Source organism: Cobetia sp. QF-1, assembly GCF_002213105.1.
Classification (GTDB): Bacteria; Pseudomonadota; Gammaproteobacteria; order Pseudomonadales; family Halomonadaceae; genus Cobetia; species Cobetia crustatorum.
Genome location: NZ_NBVS01000002.1, coordinates 165,909 through 178,722, shown reverse-complemented (window position 1 = coordinate 178,722; position 12,814 = coordinate 165,909). Strand labels below are relative to the sequence as shown.

Here is a 12,814-nt window from a genome sequence, read left to right as displayed (position 1 = left end):
TCTTTCCGCATTCACCATAACGCCCGAGGACAGCAGCACTGTCATCGGGCGTCGATGAATCAACAAACGTCAGAAGTCACAGGTTTGTCACTAGACCACTGATACCGCGGGCTTGCTGGTTGGAATGCGGAACAACGCGCAATACGCCACCGGCAGCACGACCAATGTCAGTAACGTGGCCACCCCAAGACCGAAGACAATGACCACCGCCATGCTGGAGAAGAAGGCATCCGGGAATAGCGGGATCATGCCCAGCATGGTGGTAATGGCCGCCATCGAGACAGGTCGTACACGGCTGACTGCCGCCTGCACCACTGCCTGGAAGCGATCCTCCTGCTCAGCCAACTGCACATTGATCTCTTCCACCAGTACGATGGCATTCTTGAGCACCATACCGACCAGACTCAACGTTCCGAGCAGTGCCATGAAGGTGAACGGTGCACCGAACACGATCAAGCCGCTGATGATTCCGATCAGCGTCAACGGCACGATAGACCAGATGGCGAGCGCCTGACGCAGGTTGGAGAACAGCAGCACAGTGATCACGAACATACCCAGCAGCCCCATCGGCAACGAGGAGAACAGCGATTTCTGAGCATCGGCTGAGGTCTCGAACTCCCCTCCCCACTCGAGGTGATAACCCTCAGGCAGCTCGATGGCTTCGACCTTGGGGCGAATACGCCCCAGCACACTGGCCGCCGTCTCGCCGGAGAGTGGCATCGGTTCGGCATATACCGCCAGCATGCGCTCACGATTACGTCGCTTGATCAGTGGATCACGCAGCTCGGTCTTGAGTGGCCCCATCACTGAGCCAGCCGGCACATAGGTGTCCTGCTCCTCGCTCCACACGTTGAGACTGGCCAATGTATCCAGATCAAAGCGTTGTTCCTCTTCGCCGCGCAGCAGGATCGGGATCAACTCCGAGCCTTCACGATAGACGCCGACACTTTCACCATCGCTATTGATCAACAGCGCTTGATGCAGTGCATCACGGGTCACCCCGACCCGACGCGCCTGGTCGTCGAGGAATTCAGGCTCCAGACGATTGACGCGATTACGCCACGACAGACGGATGCTGTCTGCCAGCGGCTCATCCTCAAACACACCACGTACCTTGGCAGCCAGCTGCCGCAGTACAGCCGGGTCTTCGCCATAGAGACGCGCCTCAAGACTGGCCTTGGCCGAAGGACCCACCTGCAGCGCCTGCACCTTGTACTCCACATCGGGGTACTGGCTACGCAGCAGATGGATCACTTCCTCCATTCGTGCCTCGCGACTATCACGGTCTTGTGTCTCGACAATCAGCTGACCGAAGCTCGCGTAGCTGTCCTCCGGCGAGTAGGTCAGCGTGAAGCGCTGAGCGCCTCCCCCTGTGATACTGGTGACGTGATTGACCTTTTCCATTTTCAGCACCTGCTGTTCCAGGCGCATCATCCGCTGCTTGGTCTCGAGTACGTCGGTACCTTCCGGCGTCCAGACATCGACGAAGAACAGCGGTGTGGAGGCATCGGGGAAGAAGGCATTCTTGACCTGACCGAAACTCATCACGGCTACCACCAGTAGCGCTAGCACCCCGCCCAATGTCAGCCAGCGCAGACGAATAGCCCAGCCCAGCAAACTGCGGAAGACGCGGAAAATCACGCCACGGTAGGGATCTTCCTGTGCATCCTGTACCTCTTCCGGTGCGCGTTCACGCGCCTCACGAAAGAACATGTCGAAGAAGAACGGAGTCAGCGTCAGCGCGGTGATCCAGCTCAGCAGCAGCGAGTAACACAGCACCCAGAACAGCGAACCGACGAATTCCCCCGTGGCATCTGGCGACAGTCCGATCGGCGCGAAAGCCGTAATCGCAATCACTGTGGCACCCAACAACGGTAGACGATTCTGGCTAACCACCTCATGCGCCGCTTGGCGCTTGGTCTTGCCACGCTGCAAGCCAATCAACATGCCTTCGGTGACCACGATGGCGTTATCCACCAACATGCCCAGCGCGATGATCAGCGCTCCCAGCGAGATCTTCTGCAACTCGATGCCATGCAACGACATCATCACGAAGGTACCGAGGATGGTGATCAGTAGCACCAATCCCATCAGCACGCCGCTCTTGAGCCCCATGAAGAGCAACAGCACCAGAATCACGATGCCGACGGCCTCCGCCAGGTTGATCAGGAAACCCGAGACGGCCTCATCTACCACCTGTGGCTGGTGATATACCGTGGTCAGCTCCATCCCTAGCGGCATGCGTGTTTCCAGCGTGGCAAGGTGCTGATCGACACGCTCACCGACCTCAACGACGTTGACGCCGGAGGCAAACGAGATACCCATCGATAGCGCTGTCTTGCCATCAGCGTGATAGGTCCGCGAGGGAGACTCGGTGTATTCACGGCTCACCGAGGCAATATCGCCGAGATGCACCAGGCCACCATTACCGGGACGACCAACCACCAATTGCTCGAGATCACGTACGCTGGTGAACTCGCCGCTGGGCTGTAGCTCAAGCGACAGGCCATTCTGGCGAATACGACCAGCGTTCCCGATCACGTTCTGTGCATTGAGCAGATTGGCAAGCTGATCGGGTGAGATATTCAGTGCCTGCATGCGATCACGATCGAGTGCCACGATGACCTGTTCACTGCGTGCGCCAACGATGGTGACCTTCTTCACACCTTCCACCAGTGTCAGCTCACGCTGCAAAAGATCAGCCTGATCTTCCAGATCATGTGGTGAATACCCCTGCCCACTCAGGTTGTATAACAACCCGAACACATCACCGAAATCGTCATTGACGATAGAGGCACTACTGCCCGGCGGCAGACTGGACTGAGCGTCATTGATCTTGCGACGCAACAGGTCCCAGTACTGCTGCATCTCATCAGCGCGAACCTTGCTCTCCAGCTCCAGCGTAATCTGCGACAGCCCGGAACTATTGACCGAACTGACACGCTTGAGATTGGGTATCTGCTGAATCGCTTTCTCCAGTGGCAGCGTGACCTCTTCTTCCACCTGTTGCGGTGTTGCACCCGGATACTGAGTCACCACCACTGCATTGCGAATGGTGAACTCAGGGAATTCCAGCTGGCCGAGACCGAAGAATGACATCACACCGCCGACTGACAGCAGCAGCACAACCATCCAGCTGATGACCTTGTGCCTCAGGAAATAATCGACCATGGATTAGAGCCCCGCTTCCTTGACCCAGGGACGCACACGCTCCCCAGCTGTCATGCGGCTTGCGCCCGCGGTGACCAGACGGTCACCGGCGCTGAGTTCGCCACTGATGACCATCCCCTTGCCCGTCGCCTGCAGCACTTTCACCTTGATGATCTCTACCGTGCCCTGCTCATCATCCGATTGCCCTCCGTCAGTGGCCGAAGCGCTATCGTTCACCTTGGGCACATAACGCCAGACCACTGCTTGATCGGGAGCTGAATCACGCATCACGACAGCCTCCATCGGCACTCGCCACTGTCCCTTCACTGCACCGGTCAGCTGCTGCATATCCAACTCTACAGTGGCACTCATGCCCGACAGCACAGTGATGTTCTGCGGCTCAGGTAGCGTCAGGGTGACCTGATAGCTCAGTGAGCCTTCGCTGGCGCTGGCGTCATGTTCCTTGTAGCGAGCCGGATAGCGCTGCTTGCCACTTCCGAAGTGCACCCAGGCCAGTGCCTCATCTCCGCGACGGCCAGCAGCGGCACGCTCACGATTAATGCCACGCACCTGACGTTCTGGCATATTGAAGGTGACATCGATCTGACCTGGCTGCTGAAGCACCGCAATGGTCTCTTGAGCGGCAACAACCTGATAGTTATCCACCGGCACACGGGCGATCACGCCAGCATAAGGCGCCTTCAACTTGGTATAACTGAGCTGGTCTTGCGCACGCGAAAACTGCGCCTGCGCCGACTGGAATTCAGCTTTCGCCTCATCGAAGCGTGCACGGCTGATGGCCCCCTTATCTACCGAATACTTCATGCGCTTATAGGTCGCCTGAGCCAGGTTGAAGCTGGAGCGGGCATTATTGAGTTCACTGTTGGCATCACGATCATCCAACAGTGCAATCAGTTCGCCCTTCTCGACGTCCTGGCCCGCTTGTACCGACAGCGTGCGCAGCTCACCGCCAATTCGGAATGACAGATTGGAGCGCTCAGAGGCTTCCACGACACCGGGATAGCGCTGGATGACACCGCCTCCCTCATCGGACAGCGCAATCAGCTTGACCGGATACACCTGCTGACGAGACAGCGGTGCTTCTGGCTCGCTACAAGCCGCCAGTCCACCAGCGAGAAACAGACTGAAAAGCATCTTGAGCGCAGCACCACCACGCCATGTGGCGGGTGACGATGCACGACGCAACGCACGGGACGAGACATTCATCGGTGAGCCCTTGAGTAATCGATGGTTCAAAAGGTGGCAGTGCAAGCAAGCTGCATGAAGCCGCAAGGCAAGGTCTGATAATGGCCGGTATATCGTGATGTCGAGTGCTTCAACGTGGGTAACATGCCCCATCTGGCATCTCTTGGCGTCTAAGGACGCTGCGCAATCGCATCCCAGGCCATTTCAAAGGCCTGATCAAAGCTTTCATCACTGATGGGCGGAATCTGACAACCTTCTCCCTGCAGCAAGCTATAAATCGTGCGGAACAGGAATATCTCGATCAGCACGAGATCAATCTGCTTCAAGATGCCGCTCTGCTTGCCCATGGCGAAGGCATCCAACAGAACGGCGGCTTTCTCCTGATTGGCGATCTTGAGCGACTCATGCATATGGGAAGAATGCAGAAATTGATCGTGGAAGCGGAACAGTGCCGGCTCGCGATGCCCCAGACTGACCAAAGCTCGCCAGACGCGCCCGAGAGCAGACTTGAGTTGATGCGTCGCAGCACCTAGCGTTTCTTCACTGGAAGCCTGGCTCATCATCATTTCGAGGCTGACAATGTAATCAGGCGCGTCAGAGGGTTGAAAGGCTTCAGAAGATTGAGAAGCTTCAGAGGAAAGCGGGGCTGAAAACGCCTCGATCGCTACATCGATGATACGTCGGGCGACTTCCATGAAAGTCGCTTCCAGTAATGCTTCCTTGTCGCGGTAATAGAGATAGACCGTACCAGGAGACATGCCAGCCGCCTTGGCGATACGCGCGACGGAAGTGACGGCAAAGCCGTGCTCGGACACCTCTGTCAACGTGGCCTCAAGTAACGCCTGCTGCTTGTGCTCATCGCGATGACGCATGGCGTGGGGCCTTTTGAAGTCGAGGAAGGTGAAAGATATTGAAAAAGGAAAAAGTGAAGAATAGCAGACGCCGCATAAAATAAATGAACGTTCATTTATTTACAAGTAACAACGTCACCTGCAGCAAAAATCAGCAGGTTAAAGGCTTCCATGGAGAGACTGATGAAGAATCAAAAACACAAAAAAGCGCAGCCATGGCTGCGCTTTTTAAATCTCACGAATGTTGGTCAATCACCTTACCGCAAGTTCTGGCATCTCAACTCTCGGGATCAATGATCGCAATGATGTGGTCTTCCAGATCCTGTTGACGCACCGAGGCTTCCGAGACCGCAAAACGTGAGACGGAAACACCAGCACGCCTGACACTTTTCGCATCCCCCGTCAGCAGCGGATGCCATTCCGGCAGCTCACGCCCTTCATTGAGACGACGATAGCCGCAGGTTTCCGGCAGCCAGCGCAGTCGTGCCACTGTCTCGACATCCAGCGGAATACAGCCCGGCACGCGAGTCGAACGATTGGCATAATCACGACAGCTGACCTTGTTCACATCCAGCAGACGGCAGGCCACATCCAGTACCGCGATATCACCATTATCCTCGTCTTCAAACTTGAGCAGGCAACATTGGCCACAACCATCGCATAACGCTTCCCACTCCGCGGTATTCAATGCCGTCAGTGCATGATGCTCCCAAAAACGCTCACGCAATTCGCCGTCAGGTGGCGTGACATTGCTCATCGTGCTCTCCTCGCCCTGCCGGGCGGCAGGTCTGTCTAGTCTGGTCGGGCCGGAGTTTCAGGACACTGGCCTCTCAATATCAGTAATGCGTTTCCGGCGGTGTCACGCCCAGCTCTTTCAGGAGATTTTCCTTGGCCGGCGGCATCTGCAGGTAGAAGCCCTGCTCACGGATCTTCTCCAGCACGGTCACACTATCCACGCGCGCCAACGGCTTGTTGGCACGAATCAATATCGTCATGAGTGCAGTCGGCTTGCCGAAGATTCCCAATAGGAATTCTGGCACGTCCTTCAGTCCACGCGTCTTTTCGACGTAGAGATACATCTCGTCCTTTTGGGTGCTCTTGTATATCTCGCAGATCATCTTGTCATCAGTCATGGTGCTATCCATCGTCTGGCATCGCTTGCGCGCATCAGCATCACTCCCGGTCGCGGGCACAACCGGAGAGAACGCTATCGGGTCTTCCTCATCAAGCCTTCTTCACCAAGCCACGCAATGACTATACCGCCAGCGCCTTGGCCAGGCGCTCGGCCAATAGATCACCACGCCAGCCGCTGGGCAATGGCAATGCTTCGCCATCATGATCGGCGATTACCAGCGCTTCCATGTCACGACGTCTGCCGAGAATTTCCGGCTTGACGCCTTGTGCTTCGGCGACGGCATTCACCTCTCGCTTGAGACGCTTCATGCGATTCTTCCACTCTGGCGCCAGTGGTGAAGGCGGCACACGCGGCAATTGACTGTCATCAATCATGGCCACGTCCTTGAGAATCGCAAGCACGGTATCGCCTTCACGCTTGATCTGCGGCGGACGCATGCCTTCCACCTTGGCCATATCGAAGCGATTGATCGGTAAGCGCTCACAGATACCAAACAGCTGCGCATCGGCCAGCAAGCGTGAACGTGGTACATCACGCTTGCGAATCTGTACTTCACGCCATTCACACAGCGCCTGCCAGGATGCCAGGCCCCGCGGACTCAGCTTCCACAGGCTACGATGACGCTTCCAGTACTCCGGATCAGGTATCGAGCCACCACTGCTACCCGGTGCGCTGCAGTCCTCTTTCAGCCAGTCCATACGTTCTAGCTTTTGCAGCGCAGCGCGCTGTTCTGTCCATACTTGCGGCAGGAACAGCACATCCAGCGCAGCATAATCACACTGGCCCTGTGTCAGCGGACGCTTGAGCCAGTTGGAGCGCGTCTCTTCCTTGGGCACGGTGATACCGGCAACACGCTCGACCAGACGCTGATAGCCCATCGAAGCTTCACCACCGGTCAGGCCTTCAGCAATCTGGGTATCGATCAATGGTGTCGGCGCGACGCCTGCCCAACGCAGAAATACTTCCATATCCTCGCCACAGGCATGCAGCAACTTGAGCGGGCCTTCAGCCCCCAGCAGGCGCTTGAGTGCATCACTGGCCGGCACGACGGTCGGGTCAATCAGGAAGATACGCGGCGTAGTGCCGTCTTCTCCTGGTAGCTGACCATCACGGGCCGCCATCAACTGCACCAACGCCGGAATCGGGAAGAAGGTGGACTCACGGATGAATTCGGTGTCCAGCGCCAACCAGTCGGCGCCCTCAAGCTCGGCACAGGCAGTCGCCAAGGCTTCGGGAGTCTCGACCCAGATAGCGTCGAAATCTAGCTCTGACAACAATGCAGCGGAAGCGGGAAGTTGGTCGCTCATCAGGGTAGGAATCTCGCGGTGACAGGCTTGCCCGGGCAAGCGGAAAAATGAAGGTGACGGGCACTTGCCAGACACCGGGCGGCAAACGACAACGGGCGTGGCGGCTTATGACCACCACGCCCGCAGGCGTACTGCTATGTCACGGCAAGCGCCGTAACCGTCAAATCTCGCCGAGGTTAAACGGCAAACGACCGCTGAAGGCGCGACTCAGGGTCCCACCATCAACATACTCGAGTTCACCCCCCATCGGCACGCCGTAGGCCAGACGCGTCATCTTGAGCAACTGCCCGCCATGATTGACGTCGCGAAGCTGCTCGGCAATGTAGTGCGCCGTGGCCTCGCCCTCGACCGTAGGGTTGGTGGCCAGCACCAGCTCCTCGATCTGGCTCTCACGCACACGGGTTTCCAGCGCATCGAGGCCGATATCTTCAGGCCCGATACCATCCAGCGGTGAAAGATGGCCGTGCAGCACGAAATAGCGCCCCACATAGCCACCCGCACCTTCGATGGCGAGCTGATCCGCGGGGGATTCCACCACGCACAGCACGCGCTCGTCACGCCGCGGGCTCAGACACAGCTGACAGATCTCTTCCTCGGTCAGCGTGCGACAGCGTGCACAGTAGCCTACACGCTCCAGCGCTTCGCCCAGCACACCGACCAAGCGGTCGGCGCCCATGCGGTCACGCTCGAGCAGATGCAGTGCCATGCGCTGCGCGGTCCGCGGCCCCACGCCTGGCAATACCCGTAGCGCTTCAAGCAGCTGATCAACCAGCGGCGAAAAGCCCATTAGAAGGGCATCTTGAAGCCAGCCGGAAGATTCATGCCGGCAGTCGCCTCTTCCATCTGCTTCTTGGAAGCGACTTCGACCTTGCGCACTGCGTCATTGACGGCGGCAGCCAGCAAGTCTTCCAGCAGTTCCTTGTCTTCTTCCATCAGGCTCGGATCGATCTCGACGCGCGACACATCGTGACGTCCGTTCATGGTGATCTTGACCATGCCTGCGCCAGATTCACCCTGAACTTCAGCTTTGGCCGCTTCTTCCTGGACCTGCTGCATGCGCTCCTGCATTTCCTGCGCCTGCTTCATGATGTTACCCATACCGCCTTTTCCACCAAACATGACTCACCTCATCAATAATCTGTTGAATATGAAATATGCATCGGAAGCCGCGTCAAACCGTGACAGGGCTTCCTGATGACCGGTGCCGCTTCAATGCCTCACCGGCCCCTGTGCTGTTCATCTGACTGACAACATCAGAAGTTGTCTGGCTCGAAGGAGTTGACGCTGTCTTCGAGCAGACGCGCACCCAACTCCTGCTCCAGTAACTGAATATGCGGGTCAGCACGCAAGGCTTCAACCGCACGCACGTGGCGTTCGCCCAACATGCGAATACGACGACTATGTGGCGTCTCCAATCCCTCTGGCAGCGGTGCAACATTCACCTCAAGCACGCGCTCCACTCCCTGCCCCGCCAACGCCTTGTGAATACGCTCGCGGTGCACATCCGCCATCATCGCCGACTGAGCGGGATCGAGGCGTAGCTTCAGGTGCGTGCCATCATCGTGCTCGACCAGACAATGCGCACCGATATTGCGTGTGATGCCACCGAGGCCCAACGCGGGGAACAGCTCCAGCCACGCAGCATGATTCAGGCGTCCATCTGCCGTCGATGCCTGCGGCGTAGTCACGGGCGTACTCGCGACCGGCGCAGACTCATTTGCAACAGCGGGCTCAGGTGCTTCCACTGGCGCAACAGCAGGTGCTGCAACGGCGATAGGCTCTGCAGCAGGTGCTGATGATACTGACTCAGCTTCTACTGATTCATGTGCGACGGCTGGTGTTGCGACGGGCTCTGTAACAGGTACTGCTACTGGCTCGGCTTCCACCGTCGTCTCAGCGCCGCTACCGAAGGCAGCACTCAAGCGCGCCATCGCCGAGCTGGCCACCTGACTACCAACCACAGGCTCTGGCGCCGAGACTGACTCTGCCTCAGACACTGAGGCAGAAGTTGGCTCCAAAGCGGGCTCAGCAACCCTTTCAGGTGGCGACACTGCCTGGTGCGCTGGCTGAGCAACCGGCTGGGTGGCTTGTGACACGGGCTGTGAAACTGATGAAGACTCACTACTGTCTAGTGCGTGAAAGCCGGCATCCTGGGCGTCGTAAGGTACGTCCTCCGTTGCCCAGGGCGGCGGCTCTTCCGCCATCGGTGCTGTCGGTTCGGCAGCCGGTTGAACCGGGGTCTGCTGAACTGGGGCTTGTTCAGCGGGGACTTGCTGAACCGGTACTTGCGGAGCTGATGCCGGCGCTTCAGTACTGGAGGCGGTCGGCTGATTGGCAACCGGCTGTCCTGTCATCGGCAGCGGCGTCTGCGCCGGGCGCGGCACGCCTTGCGGACGGAAAGCCAGCATGCGCAGTAGCGTCATTTCCAGCGCAGTTCGCGCATCGGGCGCATTGCCCATGTCACCGCGCCCCTGCAAAGCGATCTGATAATAAAGCTGCACGTCTTCGCCGGTGAAACGACAGGCCAGCGCCAACAGCGCTTCACGGTCGCCATGGCCGTTGTCCAGTGCGCTCGGCACCATCTGGGCAATCGCCAGACGGTGGAACACGGACGCCATGTCATCCAGCACGCCGCCATAATCCGGGCCTTGCTCGGCCAGCATCGCGACTTCAGCCAACAGGCTTGCCGCATCCAGCGAGGCCAGACATTCAAGCAGCGCCAGCACATGACGATGATCGAGCGTACCGAGCATCGCAGCGACATCTTCGCGACGCACGCTGCCATGGCCGAAGGCGATCGCCTGATCAGTCAGACTCATGGCGTCACGCATCGAGCCATCGGCCGCCTTGCCCAGCAGCCACAGGGCATCTTCCTCGAAGCTGACTTCCTCGCGAGCGAGAATGTCCTTGAGGTGGTCAACCACGCGTACCGGCGGCATGTTCTTGAGCGTGAACTGCAGGCAACGCGACAGAATGGTGACCGGCAGCTTCTGCGGATCGGTCGTCGCCAGCAGGAATTTGACGTGGGGCGGCGGCTCTTCCAGCGTCTTGAGCAGCGCATTGAAACTGTGCGTCGACAGCATGTGCACCTCATCGATGAGGTACACCTTGTAGCGGCCCTGGGTCGGTGCGTACTGGACGTTGTCCAGCAGTTCTCGCGTGTCCTCGACCTTGGTCCGCGAGGCGGCGTCGACTTCGATCAGGTCGACGAAGCGCCCTTCGTCGATTTCGCGACAGGTACCGCACACGCCACACGGCGTGGAGCTGACGCCCTCTTCGCAGTTCAGGCACTTGGCGAGAATGCGTGCCAGCGTCGTCTTGCCGACACCGCGGGTCCCGGTGAACAGATAGGCATGGTGCAAGCGCCCCTGATCGAGGGCATTGACCAACGCACGGCTGACATGCTCCTGACCGATCAGTTCGTGAAAATTGCGCGGGCGCCACTTGCGCGCCAATACCTGATAGCTCATTGAGCGGGGCATTCCTTGGGTGACCTGGGGACCTGTGCGACGTGGTTGAACTCACCACCAGCAATCGACAGGCGGAGACCCTGCTTGAGGTCTCACTGAGAATGCGCTCATTCTAGCGACTTGCCGAGTGGCTTCAAAGCACGTTGCCACATCCAGATAAGGATTAAGCCGCACGTCCCCAAACGCCAGACACGACGAAACGCCCTGAAGGGCACTGCAAAGGGGTATCACAAGATATTAAGAGGTATCACAAGAAATGCTTGGTGTTCGAAAAAGCGGGCATTTCAGAAAAGTAGGGGGGAGTACGAGGGGAAATCATTTCGGTGAACACGAGACTTTCATGTTGCCAATGAAAGTTTTAGAGCCCTGAAATGGAGGCGGCCCCTATCAGCCACATCCCGGCACACACGTCAGCCGCTACCGTTGCTCCCTTCCGGGCCTGGCGGAGTTTGCAGCCTAGCATTGCGAGAGGACCAACAAGGGCCACCACAACATGATCATCACTCAAGGAGTGACCTGCCCAACCGCTTGAACTTCAAGCACTTGGCGTGATCAAGGCGCACACTATAACAGCGCATTCCGTCCCTCACAAGAGGCGATACCACTACCGCTTAGTGTGCCTTATCTTGAGGAGACCGCGGCCGGAAGTGACGTACCATCACGGGCAGCATCAACATCAAGACAATCATCCGCAGTAGATGGTGGAACGCGACGAAAATCGGATCCAACCCCAGTGCAACAGCCAACAACGCCATCTCCCCGATCCCTCCCGGTGCCAGCGCCAGAAAGGCAACATCACGCGGCACCCCCATCAGCTGATGGATGAGCTCGGCAAACACACCCAATACCGCCAACGCAATCAGCGTTGCGACACCTGACTGTGCCATCAGGCCGGCCAGCACTCGCGGCGCCAGCCCCTTGAAGCGCGCACCAATCGCGCAGCCCAGCACTAGCTGCATCACATCGGTGCCCCACACCGGCGGTGAAAAGCGCGCCACATCACCCAGCGAGAACGCCATCGCGACCAACAGTGGCGCCAACAATGCCGCATTGGGCAGTCTCAGACGCTTGCCTAGTGGCAGCAGCACTGGCAGCAATAACACCAACCACAGCCCGCCAATGACGACCTTCTCATTATCCGCTGTCGAGGTACCACCCTCCAACAACCAATACAGCGGCGGTAGAATCAGGATGACCAGCAGCACACGCAACGACTGAGCCACCGCAATGCGCTGCGGATCGCCACCGCTACGCTCACCGACGACCACCATCGCCGTCAGTACACCAGGCACCGACGCGAACCAGGCGCTAGTGGCATCGAAACCGCAGCGCCGATACCAGGCGGCACAGGCCAGCGTCGATACCCACACCCCCAGTAACAACAACAGGCCAGAAAGCCACCAACTGGAGAGGTGCGACATCAGTTCGGGCGAAACGCGCGCACCTAATGTCAGCCCCAACACACCGATGAATAGACTGCGTAGTCGATCGGGGACGGCCAGCGCCAGCCCTGCCATCGCCCCTAGCAAATTGGCGACCAACGGCCCCAGCATCCAGGCCAGCGGCATGCCACTGAGCTGAAATACTCCGCCGCCTATCAATCCTAGTGCCAGCGACTTGCCTAGCGGCAATTGAGCCATCACTCGCGTAAGGCAGAATTTCCATCCCCGACGCATAACATCAAGCGACATGAGG

General features: G+C 58.4%; 10 protein-coding genes and 1 other RNA gene. All 11 read right to left on the bottom strand.

What is annotated here, in order from left to right:
• Positions 1 to 90: 90 nt before the first annotated feature.
• Positions 91 to 3,171 (bottom strand): efflux RND transporter permease subunit, encoded by a 3,081-nt coding sequence (locus CFN46_RS04080; protein WP_088742781.1) that lies wholly within the window; start codon positions 3,169 to 3,171, stop codon positions 91 to 93.
• 3 nt (positions 3,172 to 3,174) lie between these two features.
• The gene (locus CFN46_RS04075) at positions 3,175 to 4,377 is read right to left on the bottom strand and encodes an efflux RND transporter periplasmic adaptor subunit (RefSeq protein ID WP_088742780.1); all 1,203 of its coding nucleotides are present in this window, start codon (positions 4,375 to 4,377) and stop codon (positions 3,175 to 3,177) included.
• 149 nt (positions 4,378 to 4,526) lie between these two features.
• Entirely contained in the window at positions 4,527 to 5,228 is a 702-nt protein-coding gene (locus tag CFN46_RS04070) for a TetR/AcrR family transcriptional regulator (protein ID WP_088742779.1), read from the bottom strand.
• Between the two features lie 256 nt (positions 5,229 to 5,484).
• Positions 5,485 to 5,964, bottom strand: a complete 480-nt coding sequence (locus CFN46_RS04065; RefSeq protein WP_035160496.1) for a YcgN family cysteine cluster protein — start codon at positions 5,962 to 5,964, stop codon at positions 5,485 to 5,487.
• A 79-nt stretch (positions 5,965 to 6,043) separates the two neighbouring features.
• A complete protein-coding gene (locus CFN46_RS04060) occupies positions 6,044 to 6,340 on the bottom strand; it encodes a YcgL domain-containing protein (protein ID WP_024953263.1) in 297 nt (98 codons plus the stop codon).
• 121 nt (positions 6,341 to 6,461) lie between these two features.
• On the bottom strand, positions 6,462 to 7,649 hold the full coding sequence (gene rnd / locus CFN46_RS04055) for a ribonuclease D (RefSeq protein ID WP_051511117.1): 1,188 nt from the start codon (positions 7,647 to 7,649) through the stop codon (positions 6,462 to 6,464).
• 160 nt (positions 7,650 to 7,809) lie between these two features.
• On the bottom strand, positions 7,810 to 8,436 hold the full coding sequence (recR, locus tag CFN46_RS04050) for a recombination mediator RecR (RefSeq protein WP_024953265.1): 627 nt from the start codon (positions 8,434 to 8,436) through the stop codon (positions 7,810 to 7,812).
• Entirely contained in the window at positions 8,436 to 8,768 is a 333-nt protein-coding gene (locus CFN46_RS04045) for a YbaB/EbfC family nucleoid-associated protein (RefSeq protein ID WP_024953266.1), read from the bottom strand. Before CFN46_RS04045 ends, recR begins: the two co-directional genes overlap by 1 nt.
• A 134-nt stretch (positions 8,769 to 8,902) precedes the next feature.
• Complete coding sequence (gene dnaX, locus CFN46_RS04040; RefSeq protein ID WP_088742778.1) at positions 8,903 to 11,119, bottom strand: DNA polymerase III subunit gamma/tau; 2,217 nt, start codon at positions 11,117 to 11,119, stop codon at positions 8,903 to 8,905.
• Between the two features lie 382 nt (positions 11,120 to 11,501).
• Positions 11,502 to 11,598, bottom strand: an RNA gene (ffs, locus tag CFN46_RS04035) — signal recognition particle sRNA small type.
• Positions 11,599 to 11,730: 132 nt separating this feature from the next.
• Positions 11,731 to 12,810: an AbrB family transcriptional regulator gene (locus CFN46_RS04030; RefSeq protein WP_254918401.1), complete on the bottom strand. Its 1,080-nt coding sequence runs from the start codon at positions 12,808 to 12,810 to the stop codon at positions 11,731 to 11,733.
• Positions 12,811 to 12,814: the final 4 nt, after the last annotated feature.